This window comes from Methanobrevibacter sp., assembly GCF_045603845.1.
Classification (GTDB): domain Archaea; phylum Methanobacteriota; class Methanobacteria; order Methanobacteriales; family Methanobacteriaceae; genus Methanocatella.
Genome location: NZ_JAZUMY010000023.1, coordinates 1 through 18835 on the forward strand (window position 1 = coordinate 1; position 18835 = coordinate 18835).

20 protein-coding genes are annotated in these 18835 nt (G+C 36.6%); 15 read left to right on the forward strand and 5 right to left on the reverse strand.

The window, feature by feature from the left end; genetic code table 11:
* The 12 genes from ACKI2W_RS02380 to ACKI2W_RS02435 form a co-directional block, all read left to right on the forward strand.
* Positions 1-280 (forward strand): 40S ribosomal protein S19 (locus ACKI2W_RS02380; protein ID WP_407378934.1); only part of this gene is annotated, 280 nt, incomplete at its 5' end.
* Positions 281-304: 24 nt separating this feature from the next.
* A complete protein-coding gene (locus tag ACKI2W_RS02385; protein WP_292797640.1) occupies positions 305-661 on the forward strand; it encodes a DNA-binding protein in 357 nt (118 codons plus the stop codon).
* A gap of 5 nt (positions 662-666) precedes the next feature.
* On the forward strand, positions 667-1248 hold the full coding sequence (locus tag ACKI2W_RS02390; RefSeq protein WP_407378935.1) for a hypothetical protein: 582 nt from the start codon (positions 667-669) through the stop codon (positions 1246-1248).
* Between the two features lie 28 nt (positions 1249-1276).
* On the forward strand, positions 1277-1432 hold the full coding sequence (locus ACKI2W_RS02395; RefSeq protein ID WP_149731730.1) for a 50S ribosomal protein L39e: 156 nt from the start codon (positions 1277-1279) through the stop codon (positions 1430-1432).
* A gap of 12 nt (positions 1433-1444) precedes the next feature.
* A complete protein-coding gene (locus ACKI2W_RS02400; RefSeq protein ID WP_058740110.1) occupies positions 1445-1690 on the forward strand; it encodes a 50S ribosomal protein L31e in 246 nt (81 codons plus the stop codon).
* A gap of 42 nt (positions 1691-1732) precedes the next feature.
* Entirely contained in the window at positions 1733-2404 is a 672-nt protein-coding gene (locus ACKI2W_RS02405) for a translation initiation factor IF-6 (RefSeq protein WP_407378936.1), read from the forward strand.
* Positions 2405-2421: 17 nt separating this feature from the next.
* Positions 2422-2646, forward strand: a complete 225-nt coding sequence (gene rpl18a, locus ACKI2W_RS02410; protein ID WP_292797672.1) for a 50S ribosomal protein L18Ae — start codon at positions 2422-2424, stop codon at positions 2644-2646.
* Between the two features lie 21 nt (positions 2647-2667).
* Positions 2668-3099, forward strand: coding sequence for a prefoldin subunit alpha (pfdA, locus tag ACKI2W_RS02415; RefSeq protein WP_407378937.1), 432 nt, complete (start codon positions 2668-2670; stop codon positions 3097-3099).
* Between the two features lie 144 nt (positions 3100-3243).
* Positions 3244-5469, forward strand: a complete 2226-nt coding sequence (locus ACKI2W_RS02420; protein ID WP_407378938.1) for a carboxypeptidase-like regulatory domain-containing protein — start codon at positions 3244-3246, stop codon at positions 5467-5469.
* 64 nt (positions 5470-5533) lie between these two features.
* Positions 5534-8254, forward strand: coding sequence for a hypothetical protein (locus ACKI2W_RS02425; RefSeq protein ID WP_407378939.1), 2721 nt, complete (start codon positions 5534-5536; stop codon positions 8252-8254).
* A 224-nt stretch (positions 8255-8478) separates the two neighbouring features.
* Positions 8479-9906, forward strand: a complete 1428-nt coding sequence (ftsY, locus tag ACKI2W_RS02430) for a signal recognition particle-docking protein FtsY (RefSeq protein ID WP_407378940.1) — start codon at positions 8479-8481, stop codon at positions 9904-9906.
* Positions 9907-9910: 4 nt separating this feature from the next.
* Positions 9911-10987, forward strand: a complete 1077-nt coding sequence (locus ACKI2W_RS02435; RefSeq protein ID WP_407378941.1) for a CapA family protein — start codon at positions 9911-9913, stop codon at positions 10985-10987.
* A 9-nt stretch (positions 10988-10996) separates the two neighbouring features.
* Here the strand turns inward: ACKI2W_RS02435 and ACKI2W_RS02440 are convergent, their stop codons facing one another.
* The gene (locus ACKI2W_RS02440; protein WP_407378942.1) at positions 10997-11686 is read right to left on the reverse strand and encodes a nitroreductase family protein; all 690 of its coding nucleotides are present in this window, start codon (positions 11684-11686) and stop codon (positions 10997-10999) included.
* A 1-nt stretch (position 11687) separates the two neighbouring features.
* Entirely contained in the window at positions 11688-12065 is a 378-nt protein-coding gene (locus ACKI2W_RS02445; RefSeq protein ID WP_407378943.1) for a hypothetical protein, read from the reverse strand.
* A 122-nt stretch (positions 12066-12187) separates the two neighbouring features.
* On the opposite strand from ACKI2W_RS02445, the gene ACKI2W_RS02450 reads away from it, so the two are divergent.
* Positions 12188-12445, forward strand: a complete 258-nt coding sequence (locus ACKI2W_RS02450) for an STAS-like domain-containing protein (RefSeq protein WP_407378944.1) — start codon at positions 12188-12190, stop codon at positions 12443-12445.
* A 36-nt stretch (positions 12446-12481) separates the two neighbouring features.
* Positions 12482-13933 carry a sodium-dependent transporter gene (locus ACKI2W_RS02455; protein WP_407378945.1) on the forward strand — a complete coding sequence of 484 codons (1452 nt, stop codon included), beginning with the start codon at positions 12482-12484 and terminating at the stop codon, positions 13931-13933.
* A gap of 26 nt (positions 13934-13959) precedes the next feature.
* Here ACKI2W_RS02455 and ACKI2W_RS02460 read toward each other — a convergent pair whose 3' ends face one another.
* The 3 genes from ACKI2W_RS02460 to ACKI2W_RS02470 all read right to left on the reverse strand — a co-directional run bounded on the left by ACKI2W_RS02460 (position 13960) and on the right by ACKI2W_RS02470 (position 17766).
* Positions 13960-14094 carry a hypothetical protein gene (locus tag ACKI2W_RS02460; protein ID WP_407378946.1) on the reverse strand — a complete coding sequence of 45 codons (135 nt, stop codon included), beginning with the start codon at positions 14092-14094 and terminating at the stop codon, positions 13960-13962.
* Complete coding sequence (locus ACKI2W_RS02465; protein WP_407378947.1) at positions 14091-15125, reverse strand: AAA family ATPase; 1035 nt, start codon at positions 15123-15125, stop codon at positions 14091-14093. Before ACKI2W_RS02465 ends, ACKI2W_RS02460 begins: the two co-directional genes overlap by 4 nt.
* Positions 15126-15375: 250 nt before the next feature.
* The gene (locus ACKI2W_RS02470; protein WP_407378948.1) at positions 15376-17766 is read right to left on the reverse strand and encodes a hypothetical protein; all 2391 of its coding nucleotides are present in this window, start codon (positions 17764-17766) and stop codon (positions 15376-15378) included.
* 339 nt (positions 17767-18105) lie between these two features.
* On the opposite strand from ACKI2W_RS02470, the gene ACKI2W_RS02475 reads away from it, so the two are divergent.
* Complete coding sequence (locus ACKI2W_RS02475) at positions 18106-18705, forward strand: DUF3800 domain-containing protein (RefSeq protein WP_407378949.1); 600 nt, start codon at positions 18106-18108, stop codon at positions 18703-18705.
* The last annotated feature ends 130 nt before the right edge of the window (positions 18706-18835 follow it).

An 18835-nucleotide genomic window follows, 5' to 3' on the forward strand; every position in this document is an offset into this window, starting at 1 on the left:
AAGATGTGCATCTATCATTAGAAGAGTGTACATGGATGGACCTGTTGGAGTAATGAGTTTAAGAACTTTCTACGGTGGTAAAAAAGACCGTGGTGTAACTCCTGAAGTATTTAGAAAAGGTAGTGGAGCTATCATTAGAAACGCTCTTCACCAATTAGAAGACGCAGGTTTAGTTGAAAAAGTTGAAGGAGGAAGAGTTGTTTCCCCTCAAGGAAGATCTTTCCTGGATAAAACCGCTGGTGAAATCATTAAAGATATTCCTGAACTTGCAAAATACTAATTAAATTATATTGGAGAGTTTGATATGAGTGATCTTGATGAAATTCGTCAAAAAAGAATGGCTGAGTTGCAGGCACAGGCTGCTGCACAGCAACAGGCACAACAGCAGCAAATGGCTCAAATGCAACAACAAGAGGCTGCACAGGCACAATTCGAAGCTCAGAAAAAACAGATTTTAGGTCAAATTTTAACTTCTGAAGCTCGTAACAGACTGGCTAATCTTAAACTGACCAAACCGGAGCTTGTCAATCAGATTGAAATTCAGCTGATTCAGTCCGCTCAGGCAGGCAGCTTAAGAGGAAAAGTCACAGATGAACAGTTAAAAGTTCTTCTAAGACAGATTGCCGGTCAGAAAAGGGAGATTAAAATTACAAGGAAATAGTATCCATGAAAGCGGCTGTATTATATAGTGGTGGAAAAGACTCATCTTTTATGGCTGTAATGCTTAACAGATTAGGTCTTGACGTTGAATTATGCACTGCAAACTTTGGTGTCTATGATTCATATGTTCCTGCCAGAAAATCAGCGAAATCATTGGGTTTTGACCATAAGGTCCTCAATCTTGATTTGGACATTTTGGATAAAACCTGCAGCATGATTATGGATGACGGATTTCCAAACGACGGAATAAAGTTCATTCATGAGACGGTCATTGAACATGTTGCTGATGAATATGATATAATTGCCGACGGAACAAGAAGAGATGACAGAACTCCAAAGCTCAATGTCAATCAGATCAGAAGTCTTGAAGATAGGAAAAACGTCCAATACATTAATCTGGACAGTTTCGGTCACAAATCAGTTAAACTGATAACATCCAATCTTTTTGAGATATCTCATGAGAAAAGCAATAAGGACAACAGTTCCGATTATGAGGTTGAAATAAGGACTCTGATTGATGAGAAGGGAGGAAATTCTCTGGACATTTTCCCGGAACATTATCAAACTCGAGTTATAGGATATAAATAATAATTATGCTTTATTAACAGGTGAAAAAATGAGTAGAAATAAACCATTAGCTAGAAAATTAAGAATGGCAAAAGCAAACAAACAAAATAGGAGAATTCCAATCTGGGCTTATGCTAAAACTAACCGTAAACTTAGATACAGACCTAAACCTAGACATTGGAGAAGAAACAGCCTTAAATTATAAGGGGGATTTATCATGGAAAGAGTTTACACAATTCCACTTAGAAACGTAAAAAATGTCAAAAGGACTATCAGAGCTCCTAGAGCTATTAGGGAAGTTAAAAATTTCTTAACCAAACACATGAAAGCTGAAGAAGTTAAACTTGATGAATCTATCAATCATGTAATTTGGGCAAGAGGTATTCAGAAAATACCTTCAAAAATCACTGTAAAAGCAGTTAAAGATGATGATGGTGTTGTAGAAGCTACTTTAGCAGAATAGCTATCGTACCTTTTTCAAATACTTAACAAGTGAGGTAACAATATGTTAAGAAGAATAGATATTGTAGGAAACCCGAACATTGGGGTTTTCATTCAGGTAACTGATGACTTTGTTATTGTTCCTTATAACTTAATTGACGAAAAGGTCAAATTAGTTGAGGAAATATTGGAAGTCCCTGCAGTTAAGTCTTCTATTTCTGGAAGTAGCCTTATCGGTTCATTATCTGTAGCTAATTCAAACGGTATAGTTGTTTCCCCACATGTTTTAGATAGAGAAGTTAAACAGTTCGAAGAATTGGGACTTGACGTGGCTGCAATTCCCGGCAATTACACTGCTGTGGGTAACATTGTCGCAGCAAATGACAATGGAGCTATTGTAAGTCCGTTCCTATCCGAAGATGCTATCAATACAATAGAAAGCACTTTGGATGTTGATGTCGAAGCCACATCAATGGTGGGCAGCGATATTATAGGATCATTAATATCCGTAACAAACAAAGGGTTTTTAATCAGTAGCACTGCTGTTGAAAGTGAAGTTGACTTTTCTCGTAAAGTATTTGGTGTTGAAGGAGATATTGGTACTGTCGGAAGAGGAATCTCTTTGGTTGGAGCATGTTCCATTGCAAATTCACATGGGGCAATTGTTGCGAAAGATAGTACTGGTCCTGAAATGGCTAGAGTTGAAGAAGCATTAGGCTTTTTAGATGATTTATAAATATCTGAGGGATTAATATGATAACTAAAATTTACAGAGTTAAAGGTACTTTTGTAATGGGCGATGATTTTCATAAATTTGTAAAAGAATATAAAGCTACCAGTGAAGCTGATATCGAAGAAAAAATTTATGAACGTTTCGGAAGCAAACACGGTATTAACAGAAACCAGATTAAAATTTCTGAAATCACCGAAATTGCTCCTGAAGATGTCGAAGACCCAATTGTAAAAGAAATTTTATAATGCACTTTGCGAGGTGTTATTATGGAAGATCAGCAAAGATTAAACGAACTCATTAATGAAATTAATGCATATAACCAGCAAGCGGATTTGGTTCGCCAGCAAATCGAACTGATTCAGGCTTCAATCGCTGAAGTTGATGCATTATCCAACACTTTAGATGACTTGAATGGTGAAAAAGCTGTTGAGGCTTTTGTACCTGTAGGTGCTGGTTCTTTCATTAAAGGGGAACTTAAAGACACTGATGAAATAATTATAAGTATTGGTGCAGGATACGCTGTTAAAAAAGATGCTGAAGGCGCTAAAGTGATTATTGCTGGGCAAAAAAAGGATTTGGAAGACAGTATGGATAAGATGTTGGCTAACTTACAGCAGATTACTGATATCTTGGCAAATCTTCAAGGTCAGGCTCAGCAAATCCAGGCTGCAGCTCAGGGCGGCGTAACAGGCTATTAATTACTTATAACTTTTTTTCTTTTTTTTCATTTTAACAGTAATCTATTTTTATATTATTGAACATACTTTTCTAATGAGGTGTTTATAATTAAAAACAATTTAAAAATTCTTATTTTTATATCATTAACTATTTTCTTTTTATGTGTGTCTGCTGTTTCAGCCGATGATTCCATCAACGACACGGCAGTTAATGATATTGTGCTTGCCGACGGCACTCCAATAGATGTCATTGAAGATACTGCTTCGGATGACGATTTGGTCAACTTAAGCGAATGCAGTTCAATTGTACTGCATGTCAGTGACAGTGAAGGAGTCATATCAGTCAGGCGTGATGCAACAAATGCCGTTACTTTATCCATTGAAAGCGGCAGCTGGGGCAATATCGATTATGTAAAGCAATATAAGACTTCAGACGGTTATTTTGCCCATGCAATTGTAACTTCAAACGGATGGCTCATCGGTAACGGCGGCGTAACCGACGGCAGCTCATTCAGGCAAATTGAAAGCATAGCCAGTGAAATGGTTGTAAATAACGTGATTTCCAATGATTACCTTTCAAGAATCTATAATATCATATCCAGAGATTCATTGGGACATTTCGTCATTAAAGCCAGCGATGGAACTTATGGGGTGGTATTTCCTAATCTGTATCATGTTTCCAAGCTGGAGCCTGGCCAGTATCTTGTTTGTCCGAACGTCTATTCAAAGTCTCAGAAAGGCACATATGACGCAAGCTTGAATCCTGTTGATGCGGCCATCAGGATTACCTATACTGATTCATATGGCGTCAACAGGAGAAACATTCAGACTTACCACTGGAAATTGACGGCTTCCCAAAACGGACTGTCCTACGGTGTTGACACATACACTTCCAACGACAACGGTGCAGGTGTGGGACGTTCAACCGCTTCTTTAAGGGATGACTTATATTATTTCGGCACTTTCCATTCCAAAAACTCAATTCCGATGACTCCCGACAAGATGTATCTGGGAACCCATGTGTTCGATAAGACCAGTGTGGAGATTTTCAAGTTGCTGACTCCAGTCAGCTCCGCTTTAGTGGGTGAAAATATCGATTTGAAATATCAGGTCAGCTACGTTTCCGGTTCAAGTCCGGTTGTGAGGTTTGCCCTTCCCGAAGGATTCACATTCAGCAGTGCCGCATTATCCAAAGGAACCTATACATATGATGCTGCTCCACGTGTTTTAACCTGGTATCTCAACAGCTGTGATGAAAGAAACTACATCAATCTTTCACTTAAGGCACTCAAATCCGGAAAGTATGAGATATTCTATTCACTGAACAATAATTTCGTAAACAGCAATGATTTGTATGCAAACGATTATGGGGTGAAAATCTCTTCAGGTAATGTGGAAAAATATGCCAAAGGTCCTGAAAGGCTTTATGTTTATCTAAAGGACATCAGTTCCAATCCTATTTCTGGGGAAAAGGTCATTGTCAGCATTAATGGCGTTGACTATACAAGAACCACAAACGATAAAGGAGCGACTTCAATTGCCATAAATCTCAATCCGGGCAATTATACAGTAACCGCAAGCTATAACGGGCATTTTGGAGCGAACTCAACAACCTCAAAGATTAGGATATTGAGCACCATTTCAGGTAACGACATCGTCAAGATGTTTAGAAACGCCACCCAGTATTATGCTTCATTCAAGGACACTTCAGGTAATCCATTGGCTTTAAAAGCAATCACGTTCAACATCAACGGAGTGTTTTATACAAGAAACACCGATGCTAACGGCCGTGCCAAGTTAAATATCAATCTTAATCCCGGAACCTACATCATTACATGCATCGATCCCAACGGTGCCGAGTCAAGTAACGTGATTAAGGTATTGCCTACCCTGGTTGACGGACATGACCTGACTAAATATTACAGGAATGCTTCTGCCTATTCCATCAGGGCATTGGACGGTCTTGGAAATCCTGTTGTCAATAAAGACGTAACTTTCAATATTAATGGGGTTTTCTACACAAGAGCAACCAACTCTTCAGGATATGCCAATCTCAACATCCGCCTGCAGCCGGGCGAATACATTGTCACAGCCCAATACGGAGAGTTTATGCACTCAAACATCGTCAAGGTGCTTCCGACATTATTCGGAAATGATACTGTTAGCTACACAAATGAAAGCAATTATACTGTCAGATTAATCGACGGTAAGGGAAATCCTTATTTCAATCAAAGCATAGAATTTAACATTAACGGAGCAATATACACTAACATGACAGATGAAAACGGTATTGCTGAACTGCATGTTAATTTGCAGAATGGCGAATATATCGTCACTTCATCCTACGACGAGTACAGCATAACCAATAAGATTACAGTAAATTCAAGATAAACAAGGAGGTTTTATAATTAAGAGATTAATATTCATTTCTTTAGTTATGGTGCTGTTTTTAGCCATGAGCTGCGTTTGCGCTCAGGACAACAGCACTGCACTGGAGGACGTCAGCATCGCTGCAGACGACGTATCTATGCATTATAAAAATGGAACACGTCTCAATGTCGGTCTGTATGATTCAAATGACACTCCTCTGGCAAATCAGAAGTTAATAATCAGCATTAATGACATGAACTATACAAGAACAACCAACACTGACGGCAGGGCATCCATAGCAATCAATCTGCTTCCGGGCAAATACCTGTCAGACGTTTACTTTTTGGGAACTGAAAAGTATTCATATTCCCATAAGGCGGTCAATATCAACGTATTGCCTACAATATCCGGAAATGATCTGGTCAAGTATTACAGGAACGGCTCACAGTATGAGGCAACATTTTTTGACGGCGCAGGAGAACCTCTGGATTTCAGTGACGTGACTTTCAACATCAATGGGGTATTCTATACGCGCCACACCAATCAGAACGGTGTAGCCCGTTTAAACATCAATCTGAACCCTGGGGAGTATGTCATAACTGCATACAATTCAAATGACGGTTTTGCCCATTCAAACAATATTACGGTGCTTCCGACGATAAACGGATCAGATCTGGTTAAGATATACAGGGATTCACATCAGTACTGGGCCACATTCAGGGACGCTCAGGGCAATCCCTTAAAATTTAGTGATGTGGAATTTAACGTCAACGGGGTAATTTACACCCGTCAGACCAACAAATACGGCAATGCCAAACTCAATATCAATTTGGGGCCTGGAGATTATATCATAACCTGCCACAACAAAATCAACGGTGAGCTTTCATCAAACAGCATTCATGTTTATCTCAACTCAGACACCAGGCTGACGACTCAGGATTATGTCTTCAGATTGAATGATGACGATGCCGTCAGAGCCACACTGACAAACAGGCTGAATTACGGTGTTGCCGGTGAAATCATCAATTTGACTGTCGGCGACAGCAATTATTCACAGATTACCGATGAAAACGGTGTTGCAAGCTTTTATCTGAATCTGGCTCAGGGCAATTACACATTGAAATTCACTCATGAGGCCAATTCAGTCTATGGCGCTTCATCCGCAACTTCAGCTGTTGAAACTTATGGAGGAACCAGAGCAAACATTGAAGCTTCCGACGCAACCGTCCTTGCAAACACGACATACTCTGCAACATTGTATGATGAAAACAACAGGACATTTTCAAATCAGACGGTTTATCTGAATGTCGCATCAAAAACTTACACTGCAGTAAGTGATGAAAACGGTGTGGCCAATTTCACAATAGACTGTGATGAAGGCATTTATTCAGCTACAGTCTTTTATAATTCCACGGACTATAAGTTTACAAGAAAACTTGTTGAAATCGTTGTCATTGAAAACCTTCAAACTAAAATCGTACCTCATACGTTCTATGTAACCGAAGGCAGAGGAGAAAAATTCAACATTTATCTCTCTTCAGGAACTGTCAAACTGACCGGTAAGAAGGTTATCATAGAAATCAATGGCGTAAACTATACAAGAACCACAAACTCAGCGGGAATCGCTTCATTGACAATCAATCTGAGGGATGATGTCTATAATGTCAGGTATTTCTTTTTAGGCGATGATATTCTGCTGCCTTCTCAAAACTCTTCAGTCTTATCAGTAAACCCGAGAAAATATGCTCCTATCATTGTTCTGACTCCAACATATTATAAGAATTACGGATTCACATATAATCTCAAGTTGTTAACGGCGGATTATGGATTGCCCGGAAGGGAAATAAAGTTTAACATAGGTTCAAACACCTACACACAAAGCACTGACGAGGACGGTGTTGTGCATTTTGATTTGAATAATTTCGCCGCCGGAAGATATGACGTTTCATATTCATTTGCAGGAGACTATGATCACGCTCCGTTTTCAGGCGATTCCACTTTGCAGATAAGTTCAGGCGTTCCTCACGGATATGGATACTGGCTTAGGTATGGAAACATGAATGATGTGGACTTTGAGGTTCTTGCTTCAAGCGGAACAAAGCATATAATATTGCACTCCTACGCATTTACTGCATATGGTGAAAATAATGTCATCCATTGGATAAAACAGGCAAACGACTATGGAATGAAGGTTCATATATGGATGCAGGTGGCCTACTATGGCGGATGGAGCACTCTGTCCAATAGTGACGGATCATACAATTACGATTTGATTAATTCAAAAATTGATGAAGCCAGATATTATGCTGGCGTTCCCGGCGTAAGCGGCGTTCACTTTGACTATTTAAGGTTCCCAGGAACAGCACATAACTATCCTAACGGTGTTGATTCCATAAATTACTTTGTGGTAAATGCAGTGGCCGCTATCAAGGCTGTCAATCCAAGTTGTATGGCATCTGCCGCAATAATGCCTGAGCCAAGCAGCATGATTTACTATTACGGTCAGGATTACTCAACATTGAGCAGATACCTCGACTTCATCGCTCCGATGGTCTATAAGGGAAATTACAACAGCGGCACATCCTGGATAGGATCTGTCACAAAATGGTTCGTTGACAATTCGAAAGGCGCTGAGGTATGGACTGGCCTTCAGGCTTATCGCTCAGACGATGATGTCACTCCGCTTCCTGTTTCAGAGCTGGCAAATGATGCCCAGACTGCCCTTAATTCCGGAGCTAAAGGTATTGTAATGTTCAGGTGGGGTGCTACAAACTTCATCAATTTCGATACTTTGGTAATGAAGTAAGCATTCAGATTTTCATTTTCAAAATTAGTTATTGATTTAACTAATTTTCCTTTTTATTATTTTTATACTTCAACCGATTTCATTAAAAATTATCAAAGCTATTTTTAATCTCTGTGACTTTTCATTTTATCATATAAATTGCTTTTAAATTTGTTTAAATAATATGAAAAATATAAATAGTCATAATTAAATTTTTTAAATAAAATTATATGGATGGGTTAATTTTGTTTGAATCATTAAAAAAGAAACTTTCACGTACAAGTGACAAATTGGAAGAGGAGATTATCGAAGAAGCAAAACAGGAAGATAATCTTCAGGAAGAAACCGGTCAAAAACGGTCATTTTTCTCATTTGGCCGTAAAAAAGAAGAAAAAGAAGAAATTGACGAATCTACATTATTGGAAACTTCTGAAGATGTTTCAGCTGATGTTGAAGAAGAAAAAAAATCTCACTTCTGGTCTAGAAACAAAGATGAGGATGAAGCCACTGAAGAAGTTGAAGAGATTGAAGAAGCCGAAGAGAAGAAATCCCGGTTCTGGTCTAGAAACAAGGATGATAAAGAAGAATCTGATGATGAAGGGCCTGAAGAGGAGAAAAAATCTCACTTATGGTCAAGGAATAAGGATGAGGATGAATCTCCTGAAGAAGAGGAATCTGATGATAAGGAAGAGGGGACTGAAGATGGGGAAGAGGAGAAAAAGTCTCACTTCTGGTCAAGGAATAAGGATGAGGATGAATCTCCTGAAGGAACCGGAGGACTATTCTCATTTGTCCGTGAAAAAACCATTTCAGAAAAACATGTTGAAGACACATTATGGGAACTTGAAATGGGTCTTTTAGAAGGAGATGTTGCAATGGAAGTTGCAACCGAAGTTGTAGAATCTGTCAAGGACGATCTAATTGGCCGTAAGATTAAAAGAAGCAGCGACATTACAGAATACACTTACAATGCTTTAAGAAATGCGGTTTCTGAAATCATCGACATCCCTGGAAAATCCATGACTGAAATGATTGAGGAGAAAAAGGCTCAGGGAGAACCTCTGGTAGTGATGTTTGTCGGTATTAACGGTACCGGAAAAACAACAACAATCGGTAAATTGGCCAATTATTACCTTAAAAAAGGCTACACTCCGGTAATTGCCGCTTCAGACACTTTTCGTGCAGGAGCTATTGAACAGGTCACCCATCACGCTGACAATGTCGGAGTAAAAATCATAAAGCACCAGAAAGGATCAGATCCGGCAGCTGTTGCATTTGATGCGGTTGAACACGCAAAGGCACAGGGAAAAGAACTGGTATTAATTGACACTGCCGGAAGAATGCAGACCAATACAAACCTTATGGATGAAATGAAAAAAATCAAAAGGGTTTCAAAACCTGATCTTGTCATATTTGTCGGTGATGCGCTTACAGGTAATGATGCAACCCAGCAGGCGGCTAAATTCAATGAAGCCATTGACATTGACGGAGTTATCCTGACCAAAGCCGATGCTGACAGCAAAGGCGGAGCATCATTGTCCATAGGTTATGTTATTAAAAAGCCAATCATGTTTTTAGGTGTCGGCCAGGGATATGACGACATCATGGAATATGATGCGGAATGGATGCTGAACCAGCTTTTCAGCGAGGATGAAGCGGCTGTTGAGGAATAGAAAAATGCGTTTTAAAAAAATAGTAATTGCTTTAGTGATTATTCTGGTGGTTCTTCTTGCTGTGGCGGCATTTGGAACATTTTATAATGGTGATATCAATTCAAACGAGCCCAAGGAAAACGTTTCCATAGCTATTGTTGGAGATGTAATGTTTGCACGTAACATGCCGGGCGTTTTAAGCCTTGATACATCTCCGTTTGCAGGAGTTTCAAACGTAACTTCAAATGTCGATTTGCTGATTGTAAACTTTGAAAATGCGGCAACAACATCAACATCTGCAGTCAAAGGCGATGTTCCGCTCAAATGCAGTCCTGAGTATGTTCCTCTGGCCAAGGCGAACAACAACACGATTGCAACCCTTGCAAACAACCATGTCTGCGATTATGGGATTGACGGGATGAGGGATACCATCAAATACGTTGCCGAGGCCGGAATGACTCCTATGGGTGCCGGTGAAAACGAAAGCGATGCTCACCAGTCAGTTACAAAAGAAGTAAACGGAAGAAATATAACTATACTTAACTATATGGATTCAGACAACTTTGCAGAATACAGTTATGAAGTACTGCCTTATGCAAACGGTTCAGCGCCAGGTTACTCTGCATATGACTCAGCAGATGCTCAAAAACAAATCTCTGAAGCACGTGGAAACGGTTCTGACTTTATTATAGTCTATATGCACTTCGGAAACGAATATTCACGTTCACCGAATGAAGACCAGGAAAGGATAGCTCATGAACTGATAGATTACGGTGCAGATGTGGTTATCGGAGCCCATCCTCATGTAACTCAGGGCGTTGAAATGTATAAGGGAAAACCAATCTGCTACAGTATGGGTAATTTCATATTTGATTTGGCCCGTGCAGACACCCAAAGGGATTATTTCGTTCAGATGGATCTGGTCAATGATACCTGCGAACTGACGATATATCCTGTTGACATGATTGGATATCTGCCGTATTTCATGTCACCTGAAGACGGTAAAGCTCTTCTCGAAGAGCTCAATCCGCAGTGTGACCAGCTTAACATAACTGAAAACGGAACCGGAAAACTAACATTTAATCTGACAAGGGATGAATAATCCTTTGTTCTAAATTTTTATGCTTCCGATATATGAATAGCCTTTGATATCTTTTTTGTTTTTCACTTCAAATTCAAAAGTTTCAGGATTTGAGACGTATAAATGCGCCAGTACAATTCCAACATCAATGTCCATCCATTTTCCGATTATTTTTCTTTTCAAAACGTTAGGTTTGACTTTATAAATGTCAAATCCTTCATCGGTATGTTTAAAATACCATGGCTGTGAGTTGACTGCTGATGGTGCAAGCTGTGCAGGCTTTAACTTATCATCCGGACTGTCAGCTATTTCAGATAGGTCTTTTCTTTTAAACTGTGAAATATCTCTTGTCAAATCATCTGACTTTCCAAAAGCTATTAAAATTACAAAATCAGGATTGTCCTGTTTAACTGATGCCATTCCGACCCAGCAGCTTCCAATGCCTAATGTCTGCATGTATAGGCTAAGCTGCTGAAACACGAATCCTGCGTTAACTCCAAAATTATCCTTTTTCTCAGAATATATTGCCAAATAATAAGGCGCTTTCCATCTTGTCCTTATATTGACTTCATCTTTGGTTAGAATTTCATAATAATAACTGATTTCAGGAATTAATGATTTCACATTGGACAGAAACTCGTTGATTTGATTCATGTCGATTTCATCGTCCAAATACTTCCTGCAGGATTTTCTAACATAAATCTGGCTTGCTAAATCCATATTACCATTTCCTTTTTGATATTGCCTTTAGGCGCTTTTTTTCAATGTCTTTCCGCTTGTCTGACTGGTATTTCTTTTTCTGACGGTTTGTTGCTGTTTGAAAGTTAGGCATTATCGTAACCAGATCAATTGTGTTTCCATGGCATGCGAATATTAATTTAAGTTCCTTATAGTCCTTATTAGGTGGAGCTTCATAAATCACTTCATATTCATCGTTTCCGCTTTTTTCATATCTTATCGGCTCTTCATACATTATCGCATCAACGATATATTCCCGTTTAATCCCGTTTTGCGCCAATCTCTGATTAAAATGGGTATTTTCAAAGCACCAGTCGATATTCTGCGTATCGCCTAAAATAAATTTGTCAAAAACTTTCATCACTATTAAGTTGTATTGTAAATTTTATAAAAGTATTGTTTTTAACAGATTATTTTAAAAAGATATAAATAACTCATATTAGATAATATTAATTGATTCATGAGCCTATCGGAGGTAAAATCATGAAAACAATAATCATTAAGGATGAGATTAATCCTTCTTTAGAATTAAATTCTGCAGCTACTGAAATATTAACCAAAATCAATGATTTTCCTGATGAAGATATTATAATTGATTTTTCCGGAGTAACCTTCATAAGCAGGTCTTTTGCCCAGGCATATTTTTCTAAAAAAATCAAAATGGATAAAAATATCAAGGAAATTAATTTAACTGGTGAAGTAAAAGATTTTTTCAACACCATACGTAAAAATTTCGAGTAAGTATCTATTTAACCATGAATAATAATATATTAATCTATGAGTGAAAAAGCACAATGGGATTCATCTTTATCATTTATTTTTGCGATGATTGGAGCGGCCGTTGGTTTGGGAAATATCTGGCGTTTCAGTTATGTGCTTTATTCCAACGGTGGGGGATCATTTTTCATCCCGTACTTCATTGCAATAGCCATTATGGGCATTCCATTTTTGATATTGGAATATGGTGTAGGATTCAGTTTTAAGGACTCGTTTTCAAATATCCTGAAGAAAATCAATCCCAAATTTGAAGTTATCGCCTGGATTTTGGTGTCATTTGTCTTTGTAGTTGTAATATATTATATGGTTATACTGAGCTGGGACTTGGTATATCTCTTAAGCAGTTTCACTTTCGGCTGGGGAACCGATACGGTACATTATTTCACCCATGTCGTCGGAGGAAGCTCCAATCTGGAAACTGCAAGTTTCCTTTTGATTCCGACAACGGTCGGTGTGGCAATATTATGGGTAATACTGTGGTTCATATCACATAAGGATGTGGATAAGGGTATCGGAAAGTTCTCAAAGGTTCTCATTCCTGCTCTTTTTGTAATAATGGGATTCATTGTAATCTATGCACTGACATTGCCCGGTGCAGCTATCGGAATCAATACTCTGCTGACTCCTGACTGGTCAAAACTGCTTGATGTAAACATCTGGCTTGCGGCATTTGCCCAAATCATCTTTTCACTGAGTATGGGTCAGGCAATCGCTGTTACCTATGCAAGCTATCTTCCTGAAAACTCACGTCTGACGGATAACGTGCTTATTGTTGTAGCATCAAACTCCGCATTTGAAATATTTACAGCATTCGGAGTATTTTCCATTTTAGGGTTCATGTCACAGACTGCCGGAACTCCAATGATTCAGCTGATTACTGAAGGAACCGGACTGATATTCATTGTGTTCCCGATGATATTCAACATCATGGGACCGATTGGAAGAATTATCGCACCGTTGCTGTTTTTGGCAATACTCTTTGCAGGAATTACTTCCGCTTTAGGATTTTTCGAGCCGATGCTCAATTCATTTTCAGCCAAACTGAACATGTCCCGTAAGAAAGCCGCAACAATACTGTCCATTGTAGGGTGTCTTTTCTCACTGATGCTGACAACCGGAATAAGTAGCTATCTGGTGGGAATCATAGACTCATTTGTCAACGAGTTTGGAATACTTCTTCTGATTGGAGTCCAGTGCATAATATTTGCATGGTTCTACGGTCTTGATCATTTCATACCGATATTAAACGAACACGGGCTTTTGAAGGTCGGAAAAGTTTGGAAAACAATCATCAAATATGTATTGCCGATATTTTTAATCATAATCTGGGCAATAGGAATATTCCAGCTATTCGGCAAGGCGGAAACCTTTGAGTTAATGGTCGATTGTATAATTATAATTGGTGTTTTAGTGGTTAGTTTTGCTTTAACTAAGTTTAAAGCTTCTAACTAATCTTTTTTAGTTAATATTGGCTTTAATTAGGAAATATACGAAATACAATCTGTTGGTGAAGGTATATCTTTCCTTAATTTTTTACCCACATGTTCTAAAATATTCAGTTCTTCCATTCTCAATAGGAATTCATTTAAAATTTCATTTTCCTCATCATTCAATATCTCTTTAATGTCTGAATTTCAAATTCAATTAACTTATGCTTTCCTAATTTGAGAAGGATATTTTCATATTCATCATTTTCAATCTGGTCTAATATTAAACTTATCTGCTTATTGCCCAGTTCTATGGATGCATTCAAAACACTTTTAAAAACAATCTCTTCACTAATTAAATCGTTTTTAACATTCCAAAATGTTTCTTCACCTATCTGCTGCATAACTAATGGCATTCCCCATGAATAATAAACCATATGTTTCAGTGCTTTTTTGTTTTCAAATCTAATATTATATTTTTCAAAATTTTCTATGAAAAATAACTCAATATCTTCATCATTCAAATGATCAATTTCAATTAAATGGAATATTCTTGAAAATGACGGATTTAAATTAGTTAGTTTATTGAAATTTTCTTTATAACTAACTAATGTAAAAGCCACCGGAACAAAATTGTCACTGAAGTCTATTGTTTCAGATAATCCTTTGTACCAATTCGGAAATTCGGAAGTTTTTGATAATCCATTTATATCATCAATAATAATAAACAATCCGTTTTTTTCTTTAAGGGATTTGCTTATGTTGAGTAAAAAATCTGCAAAGTTGTTTTTCACGTTTTCAACGAAATCTTCTTTATTTTTCAGTGAAATTCCTATTCCAGGCAGTTTTATTTCATTAATGCTTCCTATAAATTCTTCAATTATTTTCTGTCCCTTTTTAGTTTTGTCTAATTCTTTAAATATTGCCTCTAATAAACTTTGTATTAAATCTTCAAGTTTATCCTGACCTTCATTATTGAGATATATTGGAAGCATGTGGAATTCTTCTTCAACTTTATTGCCCATAAACTTTACAAATGATGTTTTTCCCATTCCTCTTTTCCCTATTATAAAGAAATGTTCTGGTATTCCTTGATTAATAATTTTCGGCATATATCTGATTATTTTATTAATGTCTTCTTCTCTTCCTTTAAATTTGTCTGGTGAAACATGATGTCCTGGTTCAAAAGGACTTTCTGGGAAAATATTTGTATCCATATTTTCAATCTCTTTTTTAACTGATGGTTAATATTAATTTATTTTAAAAATTATATAAATTTTATTAATGATTTTATTTTGATATTTTGTAATCTACATCAAAGATATCCAGAATTATAATCTCAATATCTGATAACATATAATTAAAACCAGCTATAATAATTCAATGCTTCTGATGATTATGATGGATTTTAATTAATTATAAATTCTATTTAAAAAAAGTAAATTGATTAGTCAAAAATTAATTTGACTAATATTCTTCATCTTTAGATTTTCTTCTGTATCCAAATACTAATAACATAAGTATTAACAAACCTAAAACAATAGGAATAAGTATGTTTGTTGATTTAGGTGTATCCGTTATACTTTTGGTTATTTCGTATGCGTTGGATGGACTTACTGCACCTGCTGCGGACGGACTGCTTGTATCGGAATCTGATGATTCACTGGTTTTGTCTTTACTTTTCGCTGATTCCTTTCCGGTAATACTTGGAGTACTGCTGTTTGTACTTATAAGTTCACCGTTGTTTGAATTAGTAATTATTTCTCCACCCTCTGTATTTGAAGTCATATTACTAGGAACTTTTGAATCAGGCAGGCTAATACCGTTATCCAGTGGCTTATCGCTGTTGTCGATAAATGTTCCGTTAGAACTTTCCTTCTGGGAATTCCTTTGATTTTGTGTATAATCTTTCCATTCATTGTCATTGTTATTGTCATGATTGGTATAGTCTTCCCAGTTGTCTTTAACTTCCTGTTCGGTTAAATCAGCATCCTGTGATTGGGTATTGCTTTTTGTGTAATCATCTTTTTGGGCATTTTTCGTGGTATTGGTATAATCCTCCAATTCAGCTTTTGAAGTGGCATTTGTGTAATCATCAATGCCTCCTTTTGTAGTTGAATTGGTAAAATCATTCAATCCTTCACCGTCGCCGCTTCCATTTCCTCCAGGAGTATTTTCATCAGGATTTAAATTAGGTTTTACAGGTTTTGTTCCATTTCCAGTTTTCATAGGATTGGAATCAAAAGTTGGATTTCCGCTTTCCGGATCCACTATCTTACCGTCAATGGTATTAGTTCGGTTATTTACATTTTCTGGAGGTATATAGGTCGTATTTTCTCCTCCATCAATTGTATTTAGTATTTTGGACCAGTAAGTGTACTCGTTTAAGACTGTATTGTTGTAGAAGGTATCTCCGGAATGTTCTTTCGGTCCTTCCTTATATCCTTCCAGTGTCTTATCCGGTGCATCTTCTCTTGATGTAACAAGCATGTTGTTTTTGATTGTTGAATCAACTGATGAGAGCAGATAAACTGCATAATATCCTTCACTGAATACAAGATTGTTTTCAATATCGAAAGTATGGTCTCCATCGGTATTCTGTCTGTAACTGATACCGTAAAGATTGGAGTTTTCTGTAACTGCACCGACACTGTGAACTGAAATTCTGTTGTTTCTGATTGTGTCATTTGAATCCTGAACTTCAATGCCAGCCACTAAAGCCCATTCATGTTGTCCTGCAAGACCGGTAATGTTGATATCATTATCCTCAATAAGAAGAGAGGTTTCTCCGTATGCATTTTGTGAATAGATACCTAAATTAGGTCCGTTTGAAATGGAGTAAATATCATTTCCTGTGATATTCACATCTGCCAGAGGTCCTGTAAGCTGTATACCGTAAGCTGTACCTGCAGCCATCACCCCTCCATCCGTTTTAATGGAAATGTTATTAGAATCAATGGATAAATTCCGTAAAGTGTAAACATCTATTCCGTAAAGATAGTTTGCAGATCCGAGACTGGTTACAAAATCTTCCATTGACAAGTCATTGCTTCTGACAATACCGTTGTTTGAATTGACAATTCTCACGGCAACTAATGTAGGGTATGCGCTAATAGGTCTTTTATTTACATTAACTGTTAAGTTACTGTTCGTTAACTTGAAATCATCACTTCTTATAATGCATATTCCTGCAACATGATTCACACCTCCGGTTTCGAAGTTGATTGTCCTGAGCGGGAAATATGCCTCAAGTGTATTGTTGTCAAGTGTTGCATTATAACATCCTTCTAGATTAATCGCATAATCTGTTCCGTCATTACGATTATTTGCTTCAAAATAAATCACACTATTGAGCAATTTAAAATTCTTCTTATATTGTGCATTTATCCCGATAGCACTAATATCACGAGGAACTACATAATATAAAGTAATATTGGAAAGAGTAACATCATTCCCATTGACATATATTCCGCTGTTATCATTGTCTTCGAAAGGATATGTCAGATTTTGGGTAATGTTTGCAATGGTAACATAATCCGCATCAATGAAAAAGACGGTATTTGTCAATATCGTTTTTTCATTCCCTGTTATTGTTACATTTTTAGCGTTGATATTCAAAGTTCCCAATGAATCAAATTCTCCTTCCAAAAAGATAGTTTTATTTTCAAAGGAAGAATTCAAAGTATTGGTGTCATCAAAATAATTTTGAATATTCTCTTCTGTAATTATGATAGTATCATTGTCAATATTGGGAGCCTGAAGCGTAATGTTTTCTTCCGCATTAATCGGACTAATCAGTAGGATTATTGATAATATTGCACATAATACGATAATACCTTTCAGCTTGATTATTTTCACCTCCTTTTGAAGGGTTATCCTTTTATTCAAAAGACATTTGTATTTTTGTAAAATATAATTTATATAGTTTAAGTTTTTTTGATGGATTTTAAAATAAAATTGTGGTGATGGAATTTTTGCTGTGTTTTAGTGAAATTTTTTCAGGTTTCTATTAATTCATAAATTCATTAAATTTAATTATCAGTAGAATTACTTTAATACTATTATACTTCCTATATTCATTTTATAAGATTGCTTTTGTAGAAAAATTGATTCTAAAACGTTATTTTGTTTAGTAATATTTTTATTACACTTAAGTTTTGAAAAATGTTTTAAAGTATTAAACGAATATTAGATAGTATGGATTATATTTATATTGATGAATCGGGAGAACTAGCAAAACAAACGAAATACTTCGTGATTGGTGCAATACTAGTAAAAAATCCAAATACATTAGATAGGTTAGTAAAAAAAGCTAGAATTATACATATGAAAAAAATTGGTAAATCCAAAGAACTCAAGGGAAATAGAACACCTAAATCTGTTCTAAAAAAATTATTAAAGAAGCTTAATAAATTGGATTATGAAGCAGTAGTTGTTGTATTGGATAAGAAAAATAAGTATAAAATAGTTAATAATCATGATTATAATATATTATATGATACAATAGCTTCAGAATTAGCAAAAGAATTAAAAATAACTAATCCAACTAATATAATCATAGATAAGTGTAAACCAAAAGAAAAATATGTAGATAATTTCAATAATATGTTTTTACCTAATTTAGATAATGTTAATTGTTATACAGTTGATATAAAACATGAAGATTCTGTAAACCATAAGGGACTTCAGATTATAGACATAATTGTCTGGTCTGTTTTTCAAAGTGTAGAGCATGGTGATTCTTCATTTATTGATTTGCTTGACAATGTAGTTATAAAAAGAGCATATGAAGATTGAAGAACCTCCTCGCCGTATAATGTCGTCGCCTGTGGCGACGAAGCTAAAGGAGGCTGAACCTCTTGGAGGCTTTTACCTTCTGAATCTTTCACTTATCATTTATGTATACATCACTATTTAAACATTTCGA

Coding starts and splice junctions, on each gene's coding strand:
- ACKI2W_RS02400 (WP_058740110.1), top strand. CDS start 1,445: ATGGAAAGAGTTTACACAATTCCACTTAGAAACGTAAAAAATGTCAAA.
- ACKI2W_RS02455 (WP_407378945.1), top strand. CDS start 12,482: ATGAGTGAAAAAGCACAATGGGATTCATCTTTATCATTTATTTTTGCG.
- ACKI2W_RS02405 (WP_407378936.1), top strand. CDS start 1,733: ATGTTAAGAAGAATAGATATTGTAGGAAACCCGAACATTGGGGTTTTC.
- ACKI2W_RS02465 (WP_407378947.1), bottom strand. CDS start 15,125: ATGGATACAAATATTTTCCCAGAAAGTCCTTTTGAACCAGGACATCAT.
- ACKI2W_RS02390 (WP_407378935.1), top strand. CDS start 667: ATGAAAGCGGCTGTATTATATAGTGGTGGAAAAGACTCATCTTTTATG.
- ACKI2W_RS02450 (WP_407378944.1), top strand. CDS start 12,188: ATGAAAACAATAATCATTAAGGATGAGATTAATCCTTCTTTAGAATTA.
- ACKI2W_RS02425 (WP_407378939.1), top strand. CDS start 5,534: ATGAGCTGCGTTTGCGCTCAGGACAACAGCACTGCACTGGAGGACGTC.
- ACKI2W_RS02440 (WP_407378942.1), bottom strand. CDS start 11,686: ATGGATTTAGCAAGCCAGATTTATGTTAGAAAATCCTGCAGGAAGTAT.
- ACKI2W_RS02435 (WP_407378941.1), top strand. CDS start 9,911: ATGCGTTTTAAAAAAATAGTAATTGCTTTAGTGATTATTCTGGTGGTT.
- ACKI2W_RS02475 (WP_407378949.1), top strand. CDS start 18,106: ATGGATTATATTTATATTGATGAATCGGGAGAACTAGCAAAACAAACG.
- rpl18a (WP_292797672.1), top strand. CDS start 2,422: ATGATAACTAAAATTTACAGAGTTAAAGGTACTTTTGTAATGGGCGAT.
- ACKI2W_RS02445 (WP_407378943.1), bottom strand. CDS start 12,065: ATGAAAGTTTTTGACAAATTTATTTTAGGCGATACGCAGAATATCGAC.
- pfdA (WP_407378937.1), top strand. CDS start 2,668: ATGGAAGATCAGCAAAGATTAAACGAACTCATTAATGAAATTAATGCA.
- ACKI2W_RS02385 (WP_292797640.1), top strand. CDS start 305: ATGAGTGATCTTGATGAAATTCGTCAAAAAAGAATGGCTGAGTTGCAG.
- ACKI2W_RS02395 (WP_149731730.1), top strand. CDS start 1,277: ATGAGTAGAAATAAACCATTAGCTAGAAAATTAAGAATGGCAAAAGCA.